Below are 21,210 nucleotides of genomic sequence, written 5' to 3' on the forward strand. Positions count from 1 at the left end.
GGGCGCCAGGATGCTGAGGGGACGCCTGCGGAGCAGCCTGCGGGGCTGGGGCGGCGTGGCCGCGATGGCGGTGGCCTGCGCCCTGACGGCCGTCTTCGCACTGCTGCTGCCGCTGACCCAGGCGCGTGGGGACGGCAGCACGGGCCAGGGCGGACAGGGCGTGGCCGAGGGCTCCCAGGTGAAGGCCGACGACTGCAACCCCGAGGCCAGCCTGCGGCCGTCGCCCAAGGACGGACCCTACGTCGAGGACATCAAGAAGCGCGGCTATCTGACCGTCGGCGTCGACCAGAACAGCTACCGCTGGGGCTACCGCGACCCGAACAAGTCGGAGAGCAAGCTGGAGGGCTTCGACATCGACCTGGTGAACGCGATCGCCGAGGAGATCCTCGGCCCCGAACCCGACATCCGGTTCCGCGCCATCCCCACCAACCAGCGCATCCCCGCCATCAAGAACGGCGATGTCGACATGGTGGTGCGCACCATGACGATCACCTGCGAGCGTCTCGACGAAGTCGCCTTCTCCACGGCCTATTTCAAGACGGGCCAGCAGGTGCTCGCCCCCAAGAACTCCGATATCTCCGGCTACAACAAGACACTCAAGGACAAGAAGGTCTGTTCGGCAAAGAGCTCCACCGCGGAGGACAAGCTTGAGGAGAACTCGTTCGGTGCCGATACCTCGACCAAGGTGCCGAACCAACTCGACTGCCTGGTAAGGCTCCAGCTCGGTGAGGTCGACGCGGTCGTGACCGACGGTGCCCTGGCCGCAAGCCAGGCCGCGCAGGACCCGACGGTCATGCTCATGGGCGAGCCGTTCACCGAGGAGTACTACGGCGTGGCGATGAAGAAGGAGGCGGAGGACCTGGTCCGGCGCGTCAACCAGGTACTGGTGGACTACCGCAAGGGCGGCTGGCAGGCCTCGTACGAGGACTGGCTGGCCGACGTGCCGGGCATGGCCGACACGGCGGAACCTCCCGCCCCGGAGTACAGCGACTGAGGCGCGAGGGCAACGGCCCTGGTACCACTGGAGAGTTGATCAGCCCCCGAACGCGAGGGCGACGACGACGGAAGCAGAGAGGTGATTGATGGGCGTCGCGGGGCCCCCCGGGCCGGTGATGGACCGGGACGAGGTGGACCGTGCGCTGGCGCGGCTCGGTGCGGAGCACGAGGCCATCGAGACCTCGCTCCTCGCCCTGCAGGACCACGCGGGCCGCAGGCTCCTCGAGGGCGCCCGGCTGACCGGCATCACCCAGTCCCGCTGGACGGACACGGAGCGCGCCATCACCGTCCTGTGGTCGTACTTCGACGCTTACACGGCGGCCCTGCGGGCCGCGCGCGACCTTCGGGCGCGCCGGCGCTGGCCCAGCCGCGAGGACCTGATCGAGCTGACGGAGCTGCTGCGCGGTGAGAGCGTCACCGTGTCCGGCGGCGCCGCGGCCGGGGGCGGCCCCTCTCCGTCGATCACCGGCCCGGCCAGGCTCAGTGAGAGCTACACGCTCCAGGAACTGGTGGAGCGGATGAACGAGCTCTACGCGCAGTCGCTCGACATGGTCGTCGCGGCGGACGCCGTGTGGTCCGCGCTGCCCGCCCGTATCGACCTGCTCTCGGCGGAGCTGCAGCGCACGCGCCAGCTCGCACACTCCGTGGGCGTACGACGGGGCGAGCATCCGGCGGGCGACGACCTGGAGCGGATCACAAGTGCGCTGCTCCAGCTGCGCGAACAGGTGATCTCGGACCCGCTGGCCTTCTGGCAGGCGTCACCGGGCGGCAGTTCTGCGCCCGGCGGCGGCCGGCCGGACACCGCGCGGTACGACCGTGAGGCGCAGGCCCTGGAGGAGGTGCGCCGCGAGATCGACGCGGTGCTCACCGTCCGCCAGGACGCGGAGGCCCGGCTGGTGAAGCTGCGCGACGTGCTCTCGCGCGCGGACCGCACACTCGCCGAGGCACGGTCCGCGCGCGGCGAGGTGCTCGCCAAGATCGCCGCGTCCGAGGTGCCCGCCGTGTCCGGGCCGCCGACAGCGTTGCAGGAGCAGCTGACGAGGGCCGCCGAGTACCGCAGGCACGGCCAGTGGAACCGGCTCTCGCCGCTCCTTGAGTCGCTTGAGCAGAAGGCGGAGGACGAACTGCTGCGCGCCCGTGAGTCGTTGACGGCCGTCACGGCGCCGCTCGCGGTCCGCGCGGAGCTGCGCGGCCGCCTCGACGCGTACAAGGCGAAGATCGCCCGGCTGGGCATGGCGGAGGACCCGCTGCTGGTCGAGCGGTACGACACGGCGCGCCGGATGCTGTGGAGCGCGCCCTGCGATCTGCGTGCGGCGGAAGCGGCGGTGCTGCGCTACCAGCAGGCGGCCGTCGAGGTGGTGGCTCCGCGGGTTCCCGGCCAGGCCGGGCCCGTGGACCGGAGGGGGCCCTCGGGGAGCGACAGAGGTGATGCGGTGTGAGTGAGCAGCAGTGCCAGCGACCTGGTTGCCCGGGTTCGTACGAGGACATGGGCGGCGGCGAACTGTACTGCGACACGTGCGGTCTGGCGCCGGTCGTCTCGCAGAAGGGCATGGTGGGGTCGTCGCCGACGGGCATCACGGGCGGCGGCAGGGGATCGCGGGGATCACGCGGCTCCCAGGGCTCCGGCAGCAGCAGCGTGCGCGGCGGTTCGGGCAGCTCCCGTACGTCCTCCCGCTCGTCGTCGTCGCGCAGGTCGGTGTCGGGGCGGCTGTCCCGGTCCCTGTCCGGCCGCTCGACGTCGCGGTCGGTGTCGGTGCGCAGCTCGGGTTCCGCGGCGGGATCCTCGGGGCGGGGCCGCCTCGGCGCGGGCCTGGTCCAGGTGCCGGACGTGCCCCGCCCGGATCCGCGCGCGATGGTGCTCGACAACCCCGAGGTGCCGGAGCGCAAGCGGTTCTGCTCGCGCTCGGACTGCGGTGCGCCGGTGGGGCGCCCGCGCGGGGACAGGCCCGGACGGACGGAGGGCTTCTGCACCAAGTGCGGCCATCCGTACTCGTTCGTGCCGAAGCTGCGCGCGGGCGACATCGTGCACGGCCAGTACGAGGTCGCGGGCTGCCTGGCGCACGGCGGTCTCGGCTGGATCTATCTCGCCGTGGACCGCGCGGTGTCCGACCGCTGGGTGGTCCTCAAGGGCCTCCTTGACACCGGCGACCAGGACGCGATGGAGGCCGCGATCTCCGAGCGCCGCTTCCTCGCCGAGATCGAGCACGCCAACATCGTCCGCATCTACAACTTCGTCGAGCACCTCGACCAGCGCACCGGCTCCATGGACGGCTACATCGTCATGGAGTACGTGGGCGGCAAGTCCCTCAAGGAGATCGCCAACGGCCGCCGGACGCCTGACGGACGGCGCGATCCGCTGCCGGTCGAGCAGGCCTGCGCGTACGGCATCGAGGCCCTGGAGGCCCTCGGCCATCTGCACAGCCGGAACCTGCTGTACTGCGACTTCAAGGTCGACAACGCCATCCAGACCGAGGACCAGCTCAAGCTCATCGACATGGGCGCGGTCCGCAGGATGGACGACGAAGAGTCGGCGATCTACGGCACCGTGGGCTACCAGGCGCCGGAGGTGGCGGAGGTCGGCCCGTCGGTCGCCTCGGACCTGTACACGGTCGCCCGGACCCTCGCCGTCCTGACCTTCGACTTCCAGGGCTACACGAACGTCTTCGTGGACTCGCTGCCGGACCCCGGCAACATCGAGGTCTTCCGCAAGTACGAGTCGTTCTACCGGCTCCTCGTGCGCGCCACCGACCCGGACCCGGCCCGCCGCTTCGCCTCCGCGCAGGAGATGTCGGAGCAGCTCACCGGCGTACTGCGCGAGGTCGTCGCCCTCCAGACGGGCCGCCCGCGTCCGGCACTGTCCACCCTGTTCGGACCCGAACTGCGGGTGACCGACACGGAGTTGTTCGCCGAGCCGGCCGGGGATGTCTCACGGCTGGGGGCACGGGTGGTGCCCGCGCCTCGGTGGGGGCGGAAGGCAGGCGCCGTGGGTGGCGCGGGTCTGTCCTCAGGCGCGGCCGTCCCCTCGGGCAGCGGGGTCATCGCGATGCCTGGAGGTGGAGCCGCCGGGATCCTGGCCGGCGGCGCGGGCAGCGGAGGCACAGCGACATATGGCGCCGCCACCGCACCCGTGGCCATCGTCAAACCAGTCCAGAGCTCCGCAACGGCTCTCGCCCTGCCTGTCCCCCGCGTCGACCCGAACGACCCCAACGCCGGGTTCCTCGCCGGTCTGATGGCCTCCGCGCCCGCGGAGCTGATCACCGCGCTGCGCGCGGCACCGGCCGGCTCCCCGGAGCTGCGGCTGCGCGAACTGCGGGCCCTGCTGGAGATGGGCGAGCAGGAGCCCGCCTCCCGCGTCCTCGAGGACCTGGAGAGCGACCACCCCGACGACTGGCGCGTCGTCTGGTACCGCGGCATCACCGCGCTGGCCACCGGGGACCACGAGGTCGCGGCGCTGTCGTTCGACGCGGTCTACGACGCGTTCCCCGGCGAGCCCGCACCCAAGCTCGCGCTCGGCCTCTGCGCGGAGATCCTGGGGCAGCTCGACAACGCCGCCGAGTACTACCGCCTCGTATGGACGACCGATCCCAGCTATGTGAGCGCCGCGTTCGGGCTGGCGCGTGTGCAGCTCGCGGCGGGCGACCGGCGCGGCGCCGTGCATACCCTGGAGTCCGTGCCGGAGTCGTCCATCCACTACACCGCCGCGCGGGTCGCGGCGGTGCGGGCGCGGCTGCGGCACGCTGGGGGTACCTCCCAGGCCCCGAAGGCACTGGGGGAGGCCGACCCCCTCCTCGACGATCTGACGGCGGCCGCGGGCCAGGTCGAGGCACTGGGCGCCTTCGGACTGGATGCCGTACGCCGCGAGCAGCTGTCGGCCGAGGTTCTGGGCACGGCCCTGGACTGGGTACTCTCCGGTAGCCAGGGTTCCGGGCAGCTGAACGGCGACCGGACGGCGCTGCTCGGCAGTGAACTGGACGAACGCGGACTGCGTCTCGGTCTCGAGCGTTCGTACCGGACCCTTGCCCGCCTCGCCCAGGGCGGCGAGGAGAGGATTCAACTCGTGGAGCGGGCCAACCGGTTCCGCCCTCGGACGTGGGTGTGATGCGCCACCGTACCGGGGGACGCACCCCCGTCACCCGGACCGCAGCACGAGCAGGACGCGCCCCGTACGCAATGGTGAGGTGAAGTGAGTGACGCCGCAGATGCACCAGCTGGCTGCCGGGGCGACGTGTCCCAGCTGCGAGGAGCCGCTGGAGTCGGGTGACCGGTTCTGCGGTGCGTGCGGGTACGACCTGTCGGCGCTGACCGCGCCGGAGGACCACCCCACGATCGCCATGAACGGCGCGGAACCGGCCCAGTCCCCGGCCCCTTCCGTGGACTGGCCGACCGCCCCCGAGGTGGACAGTTCCGACACCCCCGTGCCGGTACATCTTCCGACCGACCTCCGCGGCATCGAGTCGGGAGGCCGGGCACCCTCCCGTGACGTCCTCCCCCAGGGCCTTCAGGGCATGGGGGGTGCCCCCGTCGACGGAGTACCCGCATCGCCGGAACCATCTGGGCAATCCGGACCGCCTGGATCATCCGCACGGCCGGGACCTGCCGGTGCCGCCTCCGCCGACGGCGACTACACCCTTGCCGCCCCGGACCCCGCAGGGGACGACGACCCCGGTAACGCCCCCACCGATCCACGGACTGTCCCACCGGGCGAGCTGTCGGCGCCCGAGACCGACACGAAGCGGTGCGTCGCCTGCCGCACGGGCCGCGTCGACCAGGACGGCTACTGCGAGCACTGCGGGCACGCCCAGCCGCGCGAGCGCGACCACATGGAGCAGGAGTTGGGCGCGGTCGCCGCGGTCAGCGACCGCGGCCTGCGCCACCACCGCAACGAGGACGCGTTCGCCGTCTCCTCGACCGCCCTGCCCGACGGCTCGCTCGCCGTGGTCGCCGTCGTATGCGACGGCGTATCGTCGGCGACCCGCCCCGACGAGGCGTCACTTGCCGCGTCCCGGGCCGCGAACGAGTCGCTCCTGGAGAGCCTGCCGCGCGGTGCGCACCCGCAGCAGGCCATGCACGAGGCGATCATCGCGGCCTCCGACGCCGTCAACTCACTCGCCGAGGTGCGGACTTCACCGCAGGAGCACGCCCCGCACCACCAGAACGCCCCCGCGTGCACTCTGGTCGGAGCCATCGTCGCGGGCGGCCTGCTGGTCGTCGGCTGGGTCGGCGACAGCCGCGCGTACTGGGTGCCGGCCGACCGCACGGCCCCGGCGGCCCGGCTCACCGAGGACGACTCCTGGGCCGCGCAGATGGTCGCCGCGGGTCTGATGAGCGAGGCGGAGGCCTATGCGGACGAGCGCGCCCACGCCATCACGGGCTGGCTCGGCGCCGATGCGTACGAACTCGAGCCCCACACGGCTTCCTTCAAGCCGGACCGGCCGGGTGTAGTGGTGGTGTGCACGGACGGGCTGTGGAACTACGCGGAAGCGGCGGAGGAGATGGCCGAGGCGATCCCCGCCGACGCCGGCGAACGTCCGCTGCACAGCGCCCAGGTGCTGGTCGGCCATGCGCTCGACGGTGGGGGCCACGACAACGTAACGGTGGCGGTCCTGCCGTTCCCGGCCCCGCCGCAAGGGGCAGGATCGGCCTGAGACAGAGCCCGGCGATTCACTTCACGTACGCATTTCTCGCCCACGTGCCGTGGGAAGTCTCAGGGGGGAGCAGAGTCCATGGCCAACTTCTCGAAGTCCAACGTGCCGCAGTTCTCGGTCGAGGTCTACCAGAACGAGTACCTGCCCGAAGGCGGCCGTGAGGTGAACGCGATCGTCACGGTGAGCTCGACCGGGGGCGGCACGATCGGCTCCGCGACGGCCGCCCCGCACCGCTACTCGGCGGGTCAGGCCCCGGACGCCGCGGTGGCGATCATGGTCGACTGTTCGGGTTCGATGGACTATCCGCCGACGAAGATGCGCAACGCCCGCGACGCCACCGCGGCCGCCATCGACACCCTGCGCGACGGCGTGCACTTCGCGGTGATCGGCGGCACGCATGTGGCCAAGGAGGTCTATCCGGGCGGCGGCCGGCTGGCCGTGGCCGATGCGGCGACCCGTGACCAGGCCAAACAGGCGCTGCGCAGGCTGTCGGCGGGCGGCGGCACCGCGATCGGCACCTGGCTGCGTCTGGCCGACCGCCTGCTGTCCTCCGCGGATGTGGCCATTCGCCACGGAATCCTGCTGACCGACGGCCGCAACGAACACGAGTCCCCGGAGGATCTGAAGGCCGCCCTCGACACCTGCGCGGGCCGCTTCACCTGTGACGCCCGCGGTGTCGGCACGGACTGGGAGGTGAGGGAGGTCACCGGGATCGCCTCCGCGCTGCTCGGCACCGCCGACATCGTCGCCGACCCTGCGGGCCTCGCCGAGGACTTCACGCAGATGATGGAGACGGCGATGGGCAAGGAGATCGCCGACGTCTCGCTGCGCCTGTGGACGCCCATGGGTGCGGAGATCAAGTTCGTGAAGCAGGTCGCGCCCACGGTCGAGGAGTTGACCGACCGCCGCACGGAGGCGGGCCCGCGCGCCGGGGACTATCCGACCGGTTCCTGGGGCGACGAGTCCCGCGACTACCACGTCTGCGTCGAGGTGCCCGCGGCCGGCATCGGCCAGGAGATGCTCGCCGCCCGCGTATCGCTGGTGATCCCTCGGGAGGGAGGCTCTGCGCAGGCGCTGTCCCAGGGTCTCGTGCGGGCGGTGTGGACCGACGACATGGCGGCGTCGACGTCGATCAATGCGCAGGTCGCCCACTACACCGGCCAGGCGGAACTGGCTCAAGTCATCCAACAGGGCCTGGATGCCCGCAAAGCGGGAGATGTCGACGGGGCAACGGCCAAACTGGGACGCGCTGTTCAGCTCGCCAGCGCCTCCGGAAACGCGGATACTGCGAAACTCCTTGCGAAGGTGGTGGACGTGGTCGATGCCGCGACAGGTACTGTGCGACTGAAAGCGAAGGTCGAGGAGGCCGACGAGATGACTCTCGAGACTCGGTCGACGAAGACGGTTCGCGTGAAGAAGTCGTAGGAACTGCCGTAGCTGAAGACGCACATACCGGCAGACCGGCCGACGCGGCCGGAGCGAGAGCGGCCTTGGGGCCGGAGAAGGAGAGGGGGAAGCGCCGACATGCCGACCTGCCCGAACGGACACCAGTCGGGTTCCGACGACTGGTGCGAGGTCTGCGGTCACCGCATGGCCGGTGCCGTGCCCCCGCCCCCTCCGCCGCCCCCGGCCCCCGGGTACGGCTTCCCGCCGCCGGCTCCCGGCGCTCAGCAGGGCCGACCGCCTGGGGCCGCCGCACCCGACGCGGAGCTCTGCCCGCAGTGCCGCACCCCGCGCGAGGGCGGGGCGCCGTTCTGCGAGGAGTGCCGCTGGAACTTCCTGACGAACACGGCGACCTCGTACACCCCTGCCGCCCCGCGCCCGCCGGCCCCCGGCCCGGGTCCGGGTCCGGGTCCGGGTCCCGGCGGGCCCAGCCCGGCGCTGCAGTTCCAGCAGCAGCCGGGTCCCGGTCCTGATCCGTACGAGTACCAGAGCTCCCGTCCCTCGCAGATGAACCGGCCTGCGGAACCGATTCCGCCCTTCGGCGGCGATCCGTCGGCGCAGGTCGCGCCGCCCGGCCCTGGCGGCCCGAGCGGCCCTGGGGGTCCGGGCGGTCCTGGGGGTCCGGGCGGTCCTGGGGGTCCGGGCGGTCCCGGGGGGCCGGGCGGTCCTGGTACCTCGGGTGGTCCCGGTATGCCCGGGGGCCCGGGAGGGGCCGGTGTTCCTCAGGCCTTCCTGCAGCCCGGTCCGCCGCCCCCGCCCGCGTTCCCGCAGGAGACGGGGCAGCCGCAAGGGCCGGCGCCGACTGGGCCCGGCGGACCTGGTGGGCCTGGCGGCCCTGGCGGCCCCTCCTTCGGTGGCGGCGGTGACGACGACTGGATGCTCCCCCCGCCGTCGACCACGGGCGGCGGCGCGGGCGGTCCAGGCGCGCCCTCGTTCCAGCAGCCGCCGGGGCAGACCCAGCCGCCGGCGAGCTACGCGCCTCCGGCGACCTGGACCGCGACCATCGGCCCCGACCGCGCGTACTTCATGGCGATGATGCAGCGCTCGGGACCCGAGGCCACCGGGCTGAACCTGCCCGCGTACTCGCCGGAGCAGCAGCGTCAGCTCGTCGGCAACCAGATCACGATCGGCCGGCGCCGCCACTCCACCGGCGAGACCCCGGACATCGACCTGTCGGTGCCGCCGGAGGACCCCGGCGTCTCGCACCAGCACGCGGTGCTCGTGCAGCAGCCGGACGGCTCCTGGGCGATCGTCGACCAGAACTCCACCAACGGCACCACGGTCAACGGCGCCGAGGAGCCCATCCAGCCCTTCGTCCCCGTACCGCTGCAGGACGGCGACCAGGTGCACGTGGGCGCGTGGACGACGATCACGATCAGGCGGGGTTAACCGGGGAGAGCAGCCGGGGACACCGAGGGCCACGGTCGCGACGCAGACGGCTCCGTAGCCGTCGCGACGCAGACCGCTCCGTAGCGGGAGAGACCGGTCCGTAGCGGGAGAGACCGGTTAAGACGCCGGTTCAGACCGGGATGGGCCAGGCGTACGGGCCTTCGGGGTCGTCCAGCCAGGCCCACTCCTGGTCGCAGCTGACGGTGATCCCGAACCGTTCACGCCCCGGGCGCTCGCGCTGCCACAGGGCGAGCGCCTCCATCGGATCAAGGCTGCCCGCGGACAGCGCCAGCAGAAACTGGAACATCTCGTTGTGCAGAGCCCTGCGCGGCAGCCCGCCCGGCTGCGGCGGCCCGGTCTCCTGCCGGCCGGAGCCGCGCAACGGCACGAAGTACGCGGGCGTGTGCAGGAAGCGTCCCTCGGCATGCCCGGCCTCCTGTACGTCGAGCGCGACCAGCCCCGTCGCTAGCGGCGCGAGGATACGGGCGCCGGGGCGGCACTGGGCGATCCACGGCCGCGGCACCGAGGTCACGGTGCACGTGGCGATGATCCGGTCGAAGGGGGCGCGCTCGGGGCAGCCGCGCGCCCCGTCGCCGGTGACGACCACCGGGTGGTAGCCCGCGGCGGCGAGATGTCTGCGCGCGGACTCCGTGATCTCCGGTTCGAGATCGATCGTCGTGACGTGATCGTCGCCGAGCCGGTGGGCGAGCAGAGCCGCGTTGTCGCCGGTGCCCGCACCGATCTCCAGGACCGAGTCGCCGTCCCGCACCCCCAGCTCGGCCAGCATCTTCGCCATCAGCGACGGCTGGCTGCTGGACGACACCAGCCGGCCGTCCTGCACCCGTGTGGCCAGCGGCCCGTCCTCGTAGGCACCGCGCAGCCAGCGGGCGCGCCGTTTCGGATCAGGGTCCTCGCCCCACAGCCGTTCATAGCCACGTGCGGTTTCGGGCGCCCCCACGAAGTAGTACGGCACGAACAGATGGCGCGGGACCTTCGCGAACGCCCTCCGCCAGACCGGGTCCTCGTCCCACGCCCCGCTCGCCTCGATCTCGCGCACGAGCCGGGCCCGTGCCGCGGCCGCGGCGGCTTCCACGGACGCGGGGTCCTCGTTCATCGGCAGGCTCGGGGCCATACACCCACTGTCCTGCGGCATGGGCGGGGAGGCCAGGCCGTACCCACCGATGGACGCGTCCTCGAGGGCGCGTCCTCAAGGGCGGGGGTGCCGGGTCAGGGCGGGGGTGCCGGGTCCTAAGCCCTCGGTCCTCCGTCGGGGTGTCTGAGACCATGGGATACGTGCTGCAATTCCGGGGGAGAGCCCCGAACCCCCTGCCGACCGGGCCGGGGCCGACGAGAGACCCATTGCGAGGCCAACCGACGTGACCGAGATTCCGCGCGGCACGCTTCAGGAGCAGTCCTTCTACGAGCAGGTCGGCGGCGAGGAGACCTTCCGGCGTCTGGTGCACCGCTTCTACCAGGGCGTCGCCGAGGACCCGATCCTGCGCCCCATGTACCCGGAGGAGGACCTGGGCCCGGCGGAGGAGCGCCTCGCGCTCTTCCTGATGCAGTACTGGGGCGGGCCGACGACGTACGGCGAGCGCCGCGGCCACCCGCGGCTGCGCATGCGCCACGCCCCCTTCACCGTGGACCGGGCCGCGCACGACGCCTGGCTGAAGCACATGCGCGACGCCGTCGACGAACTCGGCCTCTCCGAGGAACACGAGCGCACGCTGTGGAACTACCTCACGTATGCGGCGGCCTCGATGGTGAACACGGCGGGCTGACGGCATCACCGCCGTCTCGTACAACTGACCTGGGGCGCGTGGCGGGGTGAGCGACGCCGTCAGGCACATCGCGACTCGGGTCCGGCTGTGCAGCGTGAGCGCGAGGCACATCGCCACGCTGAGCGGCTGAGCAGCCCGGACGCCAAGGCTCCTCGGGACGGGGAGCCGCGCGGCTCCTCGGACGGGGAGGCGCACGGTACGGGCCCTGCCGCAGAGGCTCAGCGCACGCTGACGTTCAGTGCTCCGAGTCCTGCCCTGCGTACCGCGATCGACCCGTAAGGCGTCCGCAGCCTCAGCCATGCGCCCGACGAGAGCAGCGCCATCTGCTGCGCCACGTCGGGCGCTGCCGCTGACATGGCCGTGGCGGTCGCGGTGGCGCGGACGGGGCGCAGAAATCCCAGTGCCTGTGCGGCGTGGGCGGCCCGCACCGGCAGGTGCGTGTCGCCAAGCGGCCGTGACCATATCTCGCGGCCGATACGGTCGATCTGGGCGCGGGTCCGCTGCCCGGGGGTCAATTCCTCCACGCGGGACCTGAATTCGGCAACCGCCCCGGCCACCGTGGAGCGGATGGCGTCCGGCGCGGGCAGTCCCGGCTCCTGCCGCCAGCCGCCGCGGGGCGGGAGCAGGCCCGCCCAGGGCGGGCCGGTGACCGTCGCGGGCACGGCGGCCGTGCCGGCCTTCTCGTCGATGGATTCGAGGAGTTCACCCGCCGAGACGGTGGCGTCGAGCGGGCCGTCGGGCCCGCCCTCGTACGGCTTCGCGAGCCGCGCCGTACGGATCGCGAGGACCTCGAACGACGGCGGCTGCCCGAAGACCGCGAGCGTGTTCCCTGACGCCTGGAGGCGCACGGCGGCCGCGCGGTCGTAGTGGATCAGCCGGGCCAGGAAGGCGGCCAGGTCCGCCGCCTCCCCGGCATCGGCGAAGTGCAGCGTCGGTGGCGCCGTCATGCGGCGAGCGCCTCCGACTTGTCGCCCTCCGACTTCTCGCCCTCCAGGTACTGCTGCAGGTATGTCTTCTCCTCGGCGGTGATCCGCCGCGGGCGCTGCGCCTCGAGGTTGTAGGGCACGACGACCGTCGACGCCCGCACGTATACCTGGTCCGGGTCCTTGATCTCGTACGCGATGGTGAGCGACGCGGCGTTGATCTTCGTCACCCATGACTCGACGGTCACCGGCTCGTGCCGGTGCACCAGCGGCCGCACGTAGTCGATCTCGTGGCGCGCCACGACGGAGCCGCCCGAGAAGGAAGGACTGCCGTCCCCCGGCGCCAGCCGGAACATGAAGTCGATCCGCGCCTCCTCCAGATAGCGGAGGAAGACCACGTTGTTGACGTGCCCGAAGGCGTCCATGTCCGACCAGCGCAGGGGACAGCTGTAGATGTGACGGGCCACGGGCGCCTCAGCCTCGCGTCAGCTTCTTGTAGGTGGCGCGGTGCGGACGGGCGGCGTCCGGGCCGAGCCGCTCGATCTTGTTCTTCTCGTACGACTCGAAGTTGCCCTCGAACCAGAACCACTTGGAGTTGCCCTCGTAGGCGAGGATGTGCGTCGCCACGCGGTCCAGGAACCACCGGTCGTGGGAGACGACGACCGCGCAGCCCGGGAACTCGAGCAGGGCGTTCTCCAGCGAGGACAGGGTCTCCACGTCGAGGTCGTTGGTCGGCTCGTCGAGGAGCAGCAGGTTGCCGCCCTGCTTGAGGGTCAACGCCAGGTTGAGGCGGTTGCGCTCACCACCGGAGAGGACCCCGGCCGGCTTCTGCTGGTCCGGGCCCTTGAAGCCGAACGCCGACACGTACGCCCGGGACGGCATCTCGACCTGGCCGACGTTGATGTAGTCCAACTCGTCCGAGACGACGGCCCACAGCGTCTTCTTCGGGTCGATGTTGGCGCGGGTCTGGTCGACGTAGGAGATCTTGACCGTGTCGCCGACCTTGATCGAACCGGAGTCCGGCTGCTCGAGGCCCTGGATCATCTTGAACAGCGTGGTCTTGCCGGCGCCGTTCGGGCCGATGACACCGACGATGCCGTTGCGCGGCAGCGAGAAGCTCAGGTCGTCGACGAGGACCTTGTCACCGAAGGCCTTGTTCAGGTTCTCGACCTCGACGACGATGCTGCCCAGACGCGGGCCCGGCGGGATCTGGATCTCCTCGAAGTCCAGCTTCCGCATCTTCTCGGCCTCGGCGGCCATCTCCTCGTAGCGGGCCAGACGCGCCTTGGACTTGGCCTGCCGCCCCTTGGCGTTGGAGCGGACCCACTCGAGCTCTTCCTTCAGACGCTTCGCACGCTTGGCGTCCTTCTGCCCCTCGACCTTCAGACGCGTCTGCTTGGTCTCCAGGTACGTGGAGTAGTTGCCCTCGTACGGGTAGGCGCGGCCGCGGTCCAGCTCAAGGATCCACTCGGCGACGTTGTCCAGGAAGTACCGGTCGTGGGTGATCGCCACGACGGTGCCCGGGTACTTGGCGAGGTGCTGCTCCAGCCAGTTCACCGACTCGGCGTCGAGGTGGTTGGTGGGCTCGTCGAGAAGCAGCAGGTCGGGCTGCTCGAGCAGCAGCTTGCACAGGGCGACGCGGCGCTTCTCACCACCGGAGAGGTTGGTGACCTGCCAGTCGCCGGGCGGGCAGCCCAGCGCGTCCATGGCCTGCTCCAGCTGGGCGTCGAGGTCCCACGCGTTGGCGTGGTCGAGCTCCTCCTGGAGCTTGCCCATCTCGTCCATCAGCGCGTCGGTGTACTCGGTCGCCATCTGCTCGGCGATCTCGTTGAACCGGTCGAGCTTGCCCTTGACCTCGGCGACGCCCTCCTGCACGTTCTCCAGGACGGTCTTGTCCTCGTTCAGCGGCGGCTCCTGCAGCAGGATGCCGACGCTGTAGCCGGGCGCGAGGAACGCGTCACCGTTCGACGGCTGCTCCAGACCGGCCATGATCTTGAGCACGGTCGACTTACCGGCGCCGTTCGGACCGACCACACCGATCTTCGCGCCGGGCAGGAAGTTCAGGTTGACGTCGTCAAGGATCACCTTGTCGCCGTGCGCCTTGCGCGCCTTGCGCATGGTGTAGATGTACTCAGCCAAGAGAAACCGTCCGGCATCTGGTTCTGGGAGTGGGCAGATACACCCATCTTGCCGTACTGCCGTCGCTCGACGGAAACCGGATACGCCGGGGGCGGGTGCCTGATGGTCCCGGCGGCCCTGGCGCAACGGGGACATGCCCAGGCCGCAGAGGCCGCCGGCCCCGGGAAGTCACCCAGGGTCGCGCCGCCCTCACTTCACGTTCGGGCCGCGATTCGCCCCGGTCGACCTCGGTTCACTCCTCGGCCGGACGTCATTCATCGGTCGGGGTCTCCTTCTTCCGCACCAGGAACACCGCCGCGCCGCCGACCACGACCAGGGCCACCGCTATCCCCGCGACGAACGGCGTGGCGTTGGAGCTGCCGGTCTCCGCGAGGTCGCTGCCGCCGGAGGTGCCGCCGACCGACGCCGGGCTGGGCGCGGACGCCACCTGCACCGTGTCATCGCCCGCAGCACTCTCGGTGCGGCAGTCCAGCACGCCCTTGATCCGTTTCTCGAGGCCGTTCGGCCCCTTGATCGTGAAGTCGTACGCCTGGTCCTCCTGCAGCGGTATCGTCACCGTCTGCGACCGGCCGGCCTCAGTGGTGTGCTCGAGGCCCATCAGCTCGAAGGTGAAGGCCTCGTCGCCCTCGTTGCTCACCGTGATGTCCACGCCGCCCTTGGCGCAGTTCTTCTCGGCCGAGAGCGCCGGTATCGCGCCCCTCTTCGCCCAGTTGGCCGCCGCCGTGGCGGAGACCGTGGACTCGCTGGAGCCGGCGAGGATCTGGGTCTGGCTCCGGGTCTCGGAGGCGAAGGCGCGGCCGACCGGCACGGTGGTCGACGCCTGCACCTGCAGTGCGGCCGAGCCGTTGGCAGCGCCCTTGGGGACCTCGAAGTACAGCTCGGTGCCGTCGGACGCCGAGGTGACGGCCTTGCCGTTCTTGTCGACGACCGTCACACCGCTCGTCGCGGAGTCCACCGGCGGGGTCACGGTGACCCGGCCGGCGTTGGTCCGCACAGTGACCGGTCCGAGCCGCTCACCTGGGTGCCCGGAGACGGCTGGCGGATCGAGGGTCAGCGAGCCCTTCGGCTCCGCCAGGTTCCGCGCGCTCTTGTGCAGATAGTCCGCCAGCTTCTCGGCGTCCGGGTCGACCGCTTCCACGTCCGCGTCGTCCGAGTACCGCCAGATCGCCACCTGCGTACCCGCCGCGGCGTCCTTCTCGCTGAGGCTGCTCGCTCCCGCCTTCCTGGCCAGCTCGGCGAGGTTGTTGACCTGCGGGTAGGAGTTCTGAAGGATCCAACGGATCCTGCCCGCATCGGAGTTCTCGCCCAGCGATGTGCCGCTCCAGGACGTCTCCTGGTAGTCGGCGTCCTTCTGTGTGGGGTTCTGGATGTCTATGCAGTACGTCTGCAGAGTGCCGCCGTTGTCGACAGACATCTCGAAGAGGCCCGCCGGGACCTGCTGCTCCTCGCCGCTGTCGCGGATGACGGCCTGGCCGTAGATCTTCAGCCCACTGAGGGTGGCGGTCGCACCACCCTTGTGCTGCGGGACGTCGTCCGCGACGGCCGGGGTCGCCGCGGCTATGGCACCGGCGGCCACGAGCCCCGGCGCAAGGGCCGCGGCGACGAGCCGGACGAGACCTCGCCTGTGGACAGAGAACGCAGAAAACACAGAATTCCCCTTCAGGCGGGACCCGTTGACATGGGGGGTGCGGTCCCACCAGCAGAATCAATGGCCCCGCGGGCCACGCCGGGCATCCTATGAACGCGGCGCAACGTGATCCCCAGTCATGCCGTCGGATAAACCGATCCGACTCGGAATCGTTATCGCCGACACGGCGACTGCCACCGTCGTCGACAAACAGGTGACGCTACGTCACTGATGCTGGCTCCGGCGCGACTTGGACGTCCTCTGTCTCGAAGACCGGCTCGGGCGAGGCCACGGCATCGGCACCCGCGCCGAAAGGCGGCTCGCCCACACTCTCTGCGGGGCCCCGCTCCCCCTGTGCCGCCTCGCTCTGTGTCGCCTGTGCTGCCTGTGCCGACTCGCGCTTCCCTCCGCGGCGGAAGTCCGAGGTCCCGCGCGACATGTCATGGCCGATCGCCAGCGCGTCGATGTCAGCCGACATCCACTGCTGTCCGCCGCGCTCCTCGTTCCGCACCTTCAACCTGCCCTGCACGATGACGGGGTCGCCGACGTTCACGGACGCCATCACATTGGCCCCCAGCAAGCGCCAGGCGCACACCGTGAAAAAGTTGGTGTGCCCGTCGACCCATGTCTCCTTCACGCGGTCGCGGTGGCGTGCGGTCACCGCCAGCCGGAAACGCGCCACCGACCCGGTCGGCAACTCCCGGAACACCGGCGTCGTCGCCACGTTCCCCACCACGGTCACCATCGTCTCGTTCATTCCGAACCCCTCCCTGTCCGACTCCCCCGGCCCACCCGCCGGCCGACGCGGATATGCGGATACGCGCACGGGCCCGTCCCGTACGGCTGCACTCTCGCTGTGCGGCTCCGTCCGCCGGATCCACCGGCGACCGCAGCGATCTCAGAGTGCATCCGCCGGGCCGGGCCCGCTGAGACCTGTGGGCTACCGGCTGGTTGTGGACAACTTCGTCACCCCGCCGGCCCGGCCGACCCCGATCACATCCACGTACTTCTCACGCACTTCCTGGTACCGCAGCAGTTCGGCCCCCACCGGATCGAGCACGTGCGCCTTGCCGCAGGCGGCGGCGGCCTCTCTGAGGCGCCGTTCCGCCTCCGCTCCGTATCGCCGCGCGGGTCCGCGTACCGCAACCCCGCAGGCCCGTTCGACGCAGGGGCCGCCCACGATGCCCGCCGACATGAGCAGCACCGGCACCCCCAGGTTGGGCGAGGTGATCCCGATGACCTGCGCCAGCAGCCACAGTCCGCCGATGACCTGGAGGATGGTCATCGACGCCTGGACCAGCACGGCCAGCGGCCACCAGCCGGGCCGCGGCGGCCGCCCCGCAGGCGGCCCGGCGGTCACCGCAACCTCGTCCAGCGCCTCGGGCAGCCCCTGACCGCCGCGTGCCGCAGCCTCGCGTACCGCCTGTGCCCACGGTGCCGGCAGCCCGTACGCCGCCTTGTCCGCCACCGTGCGTACCGCCTGCTCGACGCGCTGGCGTGCCGCGGCCTCCTCGTCCACCGGCGCCTGAGGACCCGGTCGGGGCCGCAGCGCGAGGGGTGCGTTCCGTGCCTCGTACCACCGCCACAGCCGCAGCCACGGTGTGCCGCACGCCTTGTTGGCGTTGCGGGTCCAGGCCCGTTCCGCGGCCTCTCCGGCGGCCTCGGCGCCCACCGCCTCCGCGAGCCGGACGGCGAACTCCTCTCGTGCCGCCTCACTGAGCCCGGGGCGGCGCTCCGCCGCGTAGAGGGACCGCAGCCGTGCCGCCGCGGCGTCCAGATCCGCGGAGATACGGCGTACGGCGGCGCCCCGTTCCGCGACGAACTGGTCGAGCGCGTCGCGCAGTTCGCCGACACCCTCGCCCGTCAGCGCGGACAACGCGAGCACGGTCGCACCGGGCTCGCCGTACTCCCCGAGCGCGATGCCGTCCTCGTCGAGCAGGCGCCGCAGATCGTCGAGCACCTGTTCGGCGGCGTCGCCGGGCAGCCGGTCCACCTGGTTGAGCACGACGAAGGTGACCTCCGCGTGCCCTGCCAGAGGCCGCAGATACCGCTCGTGCAGCACGGCGTCCCCGTACTTCTCGGGGTCGACGACCCAGATCACCGCGTCGACGAGCGCGAGGATGCGGTCGACCTGTTCGCGGTGGGCGGCGACGGCCGAGTCGTGGTCGGGCAGGTCGATCAGGACGAGGCCGCGCAGCTGCGCCTCCCCGTCCGGGCTCTTCGCGGGCCGGCGGCGCAGCCGCATGGGGATGTCGAGGCGGTCCAGCAGCCCTGCCGCACCGTCCGTCCAGCTGCACGCCACGGGGGCCGCGGTGGTCGGCCTGCGCACCCCGGCCTCGGAGATCGTCACCCCCGCCAGGGCGTTGAACAGCGACGACTTGCCGCTGCCGGTGGCGCCTGCGATGGCGACCACGGTGTGCTCTTCGGACAGTCTGCGCCGGGCGGCGGCCTCGTCCAGGACGCGGCCCGCCTCGGCGAGCGTCTTCCTGTCGAGCCGGGTGCGGGACAGTCCGATGAGCTCGCGCAGTGAGTCGAGCCGGCCCCGTAGCTGCGTGTCGTACAGGGTGCTGCCCGGCGAGGCGTCGGCACCGCTACGGGATTCCGCTCCGCCATGGGCACCTCCACGGCCCTCGTGGGCGCCACCCTCGCCCCCGGCTCCGCCCTCCGTATCGCCGGCGGCTCCGTCATCGCCCGCTTGGGACACACGCCGTGCGATCAACCCGTCGTCCCAGGCACCATCGGTTTCACGGTCCGGCCGCCCACTCCCGCGCGCGTCCTCGCTGCCCTGATCGTCGTCCTCCACGCGCGCGTGCCCGGTGTCGCGACCGGTGGCCCGGGACGATCTGCCGGGGTTCGGTTCACCCTCTGCCCGTGATGTGCCGGACGGGCCCGAACCGCGAGCCTCGCCCGACCCGCCGGTGGGGTCGGAGTGATCCCTGTGGTCAGTGACAGCGGTCACCGCGGTCACCTCTCCTTCTGCATGACGGACAGAGCGGCGATGAGTTCGGCCTGGGGTTCGGGGTGCACTCCGAGGGCGTCGAGGGGGGCCAGGCGCCGTTCGCGCTCGACGCTGAGCACCTTGTCCACGTAGCTGGTGAGCAGGAGCCCGCCGCGGTCGCGCAGCCGGAGCGCCCCATGCGCCCCGATGCGCTCGGCCAGATTCTCGCCCGCCGAGCGGCCCCGGCGTCCGCCCAGCAGTGCGGTGGCGAGCAGAGCGGCGACGGCCTCCGGGTCCGGCGCGACGCCACGCGACGTCCGCCGCATATCCGGTGCGGCATCGAGGCCGCGCACTTCGTCCTCGGCGTACTCCTCGAGGACGCGCCGCCACCGTCGTACCGTCATGCCGATCCGGTGTTCGGCGCTCTCCAGCCCCGGGGCGCGGACCGTCAGCCCTGGAGCGAGGCCGCCCGGTTCGTGCCGCCACGCCTCCTCCACGCGCTCGTCGACCGCGGCCACGGCGTTCAGCAGCAGCGTTCCCAGGCTCTCGACGAGTGCGTCGAGCAGCTCCTCCGGGGTGCAGTCCAGCGGGTAGGCCCGCCAGCGCTTGAGAGCGTCACCCGCGAGCACGGCCCCGGCCTGCAAACGGCCCCGCACGCGCGCGTGCTCTTCTTCGTACGCCTCGTCGACAGCAGCCGTGAGCCGCAGCGCTGCCGCGTGCTGTGCGGCGACGGCGCCGGCCAGCTCGGGCATCCGCGCCCCCAGCGAGTTCATGACACCGTTGGCGGTACGGACGATCGCCTGGCGGCGGGCTCCCATGTCGTGCGCGCGGTGCACGAGCCAGGTGCGCAGCGGTGCCACGGCGGTGCTGGGCAGCAGCCCGCCGCCCCCGGCGGACTCGGGCAGCTCGGGCACGGTGAAACGGGGCGCATCGCCGAGTCCCGCCTTCGTGAGCAGCGCCGCGTACTGCCGGGACACCTCCGTGACGACCTGGTGCGGCACCCGGTCGAGCACGGTGACGAGCGTCACGTTGTGCTCCTTGGCGGTACGCAGCAGATGCCACGGCACGGCGTCTGCGTACCGGGCGGCGGTGGTGACCATGACCCACACGTCGGCGGCGCAGATCAGCTCGGCTGCGAGGAGCCGGTTCTCGGCCACGAGGGAGTCGACGTCGGGCGCGTCGAGGAGCGCGAGGCCGGGCGGCAGCGTGTCGGTGGTCTCGATCCGCAGCGCCCGCCCCCCGGGCCTGGCGAGCGGCCGTCTGCCCCTCCAGGTCTCCTGCTTGGTCGCCCGTACGCGCGCGAGCTGCGGCAGTACCCGCTTCCCGCTGAACCAGTGCTGGTCGTCCGGATGGCACACGAGCACCGGCGTACGCGTCGTCGGCCGCAGCACCCCGGCCTCGGTGACCTGGCGCCCCACGAGGGAGTTGACGAGGGTCGACTTCCCGGCCCCGGTGGATCCACCGATCACCGCGAGCAGCGGCGCTTCGGGTTCCTTCAGACGGGGCACCAGGTAGTCGTCGAGTTGCAGCAGCAGTTCCTCCCGGTTGGCACGCGCGCGTGCCGCCCCCGCCACGGGCAGCGGAAAGCGCGTGGCGGCGACACGGTCGCGCAGGACAGAGAGTGCGTCGAGCAGCTGAGGCCGTACGTCGAAGGTCACCACATGCGAAGAATGCCCAATTTTGGAGCCTTTCTGAAGCATATGGGTGCTTCTGCGCGCCGATCAGACCTCCGGGACGGAAGGGGTAAGTGGGGCGCAGGCATAACGAGTGCACAACACCCGGGGCGCGAGAGGCCAAAAGCGATGCAGGATTCGTACCTGCCTGCGATTATCGGGACCGCTTCACTGAACCTCCACATCGAACCGCGGAGGAGAAGCAGGAGAGTCAAGGATCCAGGAGCCCTATCCTTGTCCCCGGCAAGGCCACGGTTCAGCCCCACCCGGGGCCCCGGGCCACCGGCCACCACCCGGCCCCCGTAGCTCAGTGGATAGAGCAGGCGCCTTCTAAGCGCTTGGCCGCAGGTTCGAGTCCTGCCGGGGGCGCTCCGCTTTTTGGGACGCCGAACGCGCAGTCCACCCCTCCCTGGGCACGACCCCGGACCGGCCCAGGCCCTCGCAACGCTGAGAACCCGTTCGGCGGGCGCCTCAACGAGACCTCTCCAGCCGCCGACGCGTGCCTCTGAAGGCGAGCGACACCTCGCGGAGACCTCCGGGCGACCGGCACGGCGGCATGCGAGCCCCGCACACATACGCACTCGCCTGGCCGGCGCGTTCATCGGCCGATGCCGGCTTCAGCTCGCGTCAGGCGGCGATCAGCCCTGAGCACACTC

Annotated in this window: 15 protein-coding genes and 1 tRNA gene; 8 read left to right on the top strand and 8 right to left on the bottom strand. The window is 71.5% G+C overall.

Features of this window, described 5'->3' with window-relative positions; translation table 11 throughout:
- Positions 1-10: 10 nt before the first annotated feature.
- The 6 genes from ACSMXV_RS15990 to ACSMXV_RS16015 all read left to right on the top strand — a co-directional run bounded on the left by ACSMXV_RS15990 (position 11) and on the right by ACSMXV_RS16015 (position 9,473).
- Positions 11-994 (top strand): glutamate ABC transporter substrate-binding protein, encoded by a 984-nt coding sequence (locus ACSMXV_RS15990; protein WP_473178268.1) that lies wholly within the window; start codon positions 11-13, stop codon positions 992-994.
- 88 nt (positions 995-1,082) lie between these two features.
- Entirely contained in the window at positions 1,083-2,435 is a 1,353-nt protein-coding gene (locus tag ACSMXV_RS15995; protein ID WP_473178269.1) for a hypothetical protein, read from the top strand.
- 47 nt (positions 2,436-2,482) lie between these two features.
- Positions 2,483-5,095 (top strand): serine/threonine-protein kinase, encoded by a 2,613-nt coding sequence (locus ACSMXV_RS16000; RefSeq protein WP_473178962.1) that lies wholly within the window; start codon positions 2,483-2,485, stop codon positions 5,093-5,095.
- A gap of 100 nt (positions 5,096-5,195) precedes the next feature.
- Positions 5,196-6,641: a PP2C family protein-serine/threonine phosphatase gene (locus ACSMXV_RS16005; protein WP_473178963.1), complete on the top strand. Its 1,446-nt coding sequence runs from the start codon at positions 5,196-5,198 to the stop codon at positions 6,639-6,641.
- A 78-nt stretch (positions 6,642-6,719) separates the two neighbouring features.
- Positions 6,720-8,066 carry a vWA domain-containing protein gene (locus tag ACSMXV_RS16010; protein ID WP_473178270.1) on the top strand — a complete coding sequence of 449 codons (1,347 nt, stop codon included), beginning with the start codon at positions 6,720-6,722 and terminating at the stop codon, positions 8,064-8,066.
- Between the two features lie 99 nt (positions 8,067-8,165).
- Entirely contained in the window at positions 8,166-9,473 is a 1,308-nt protein-coding gene (locus ACSMXV_RS16015) for an FHA domain-containing protein (protein ID WP_473178271.1), read from the top strand.
- Between the two features lie 130 nt (positions 9,474-9,603).
- Here ACSMXV_RS16015 and ACSMXV_RS16020 read toward each other — a convergent pair whose 3' ends face one another.
- Complete coding sequence (locus ACSMXV_RS16020) at positions 9,604-10,605, bottom strand: methyltransferase domain-containing protein (RefSeq protein WP_473178272.1); 1,002 nt, start codon at positions 10,603-10,605, stop codon at positions 9,604-9,606.
- A gap of 244 nt (positions 10,606-10,849) precedes the next feature.
- Between ACSMXV_RS16020 and ACSMXV_RS16025 the strand changes: the two genes are divergently transcribed.
- Positions 10,850-11,254, top strand: coding sequence for a globin (locus tag ACSMXV_RS16025; protein WP_473178273.1), 405 nt, complete (start codon positions 10,850-10,852; stop codon positions 11,252-11,254).
- A 218-nt stretch (positions 11,255-11,472) separates the two neighbouring features.
- Here ACSMXV_RS16025 and ACSMXV_RS16030 read toward each other — a convergent pair whose 3' ends face one another.
- The 7 genes from ACSMXV_RS16030 to ACSMXV_RS16060 all read right to left on the bottom strand — a co-directional run bounded on the left by ACSMXV_RS16030 (position 11,473) and on the right by ACSMXV_RS16060 (position 20,542).
- On the bottom strand, positions 11,473-12,201 hold the full coding sequence (locus ACSMXV_RS16030; RefSeq protein WP_473178274.1) for a DUF8010 domain-containing protein: 729 nt from the start codon (positions 12,199-12,201) through the stop codon (positions 11,473-11,475).
- Positions 12,198-12,644 carry an acyl-CoA thioesterase gene (locus tag ACSMXV_RS16035; RefSeq protein WP_473178275.1) on the bottom strand — a complete coding sequence of 149 codons (447 nt, stop codon included), beginning with the start codon at positions 12,642-12,644 and terminating at the stop codon, positions 12,198-12,200. Before ACSMXV_RS16035 ends, ACSMXV_RS16030 begins: the two co-directional genes overlap by 4 nt.
- A 7-nt stretch (positions 12,645-12,651) precedes the next feature.
- Positions 12,652-14,316 carry an energy-dependent translational throttle protein EttA gene (gene ettA / locus ACSMXV_RS16040; RefSeq protein WP_473178276.1) on the bottom strand — a complete coding sequence of 555 codons (1,665 nt, stop codon included), beginning with the start codon at positions 14,314-14,316 and terminating at the stop codon, positions 12,652-12,654.
- Between the two features lie 250 nt (positions 14,317-14,566).
- Entirely contained in the window at positions 14,567-15,964 is a 1,398-nt protein-coding gene (locus ACSMXV_RS16045; protein WP_473178277.1) for a Cys-Gln thioester bond-forming surface protein, read from the bottom strand.
- 199 nt (positions 15,965-16,163) lie between these two features.
- Entirely contained in the window at positions 16,164-16,700 is a 537-nt protein-coding gene (locus ACSMXV_RS16050; RefSeq protein ID WP_473178278.1) for a single-stranded DNA-binding protein, read from the bottom strand.
- A gap of 183 nt (positions 16,701-16,883) precedes the next feature.
- Positions 16,884-18,902, bottom strand: a complete 2,019-nt coding sequence (locus ACSMXV_RS16055; protein WP_473178279.1) for a YfjP family GTPase — start codon at positions 18,900-18,902, stop codon at positions 16,884-16,886.
- A gap of 5 nt (positions 18,903-18,907) precedes the next feature.
- Entirely contained in the window at positions 18,908-20,542 is a 1,635-nt protein-coding gene (locus ACSMXV_RS16060; RefSeq protein WP_473178280.1) for a dynamin family protein, read from the bottom strand.
- A 308-nt stretch (positions 20,543-20,850) separates the two neighbouring features.
- Here ACSMXV_RS16060 and ACSMXV_RS16065 point away from each other — a divergent pair.
- A tRNA-Arg gene (locus ACSMXV_RS16065) sits at positions 20,851-20,923 on the top strand.
- Positions 20,924-21,210 lie beyond the last annotated feature (287 nt).

The sequence above is a fragment of the Streptomyces sp. DSM 42067 genome, from assembly GCF_055792885.1.

Coding starts and splice junctions, on each gene's coding strand:
- ACSMXV_RS16005 (WP_473178963.1), top strand. CDS start 5,196: ATGCACCAGCTGGCTGCCGGGGCGACGTGTCCCAGCTGCGAGGAGCCG.
- ACSMXV_RS16050 (WP_473178278.1), bottom strand. CDS start 16,700: ATGAACGAGACGATGGTGACCGTGGTGGGGAACGTGGCGACGACGCCG.
- ACSMXV_RS15995 (WP_473178269.1), top strand. CDS start 1,083: ATGGGCGTCGCGGGGCCCCCCGGGCCGGTGATGGACCGGGACGAGGTG.
- ACSMXV_RS16010 (WP_473178270.1), top strand. CDS start 6,720: ATGGCCAACTTCTCGAAGTCCAACGTGCCGCAGTTCTCGGTCGAGGTC.
- ACSMXV_RS16000 (WP_473178962.1), top strand. CDS start 2,483: ATGGGCGGCGGCGAACTGTACTGCGACACGTGCGGTCTGGCGCCGGTC.
- ACSMXV_RS16015 (WP_473178271.1), top strand. CDS start 8,166: ATGCCGACCTGCCCGAACGGACACCAGTCGGGTTCCGACGACTGGTGC.
- ACSMXV_RS16020 (WP_473178272.1), bottom strand. CDS start 10,605: ATGGCCCCGAGCCTGCCGATGAACGAGGACCCCGCGTCCGTGGAAGCC.
- ACSMXV_RS16030 (WP_473178274.1), bottom strand. CDS start 12,201: ATGACGGCGCCACCGACGCTGCACTTCGCCGATGCCGGGGAGGCGGCG.
- ACSMXV_RS15990 (WP_473178268.1), top strand. CDS start 11: ATGCTGAGGGGACGCCTGCGGAGCAGCCTGCGGGGCTGGGGCGGCGTG.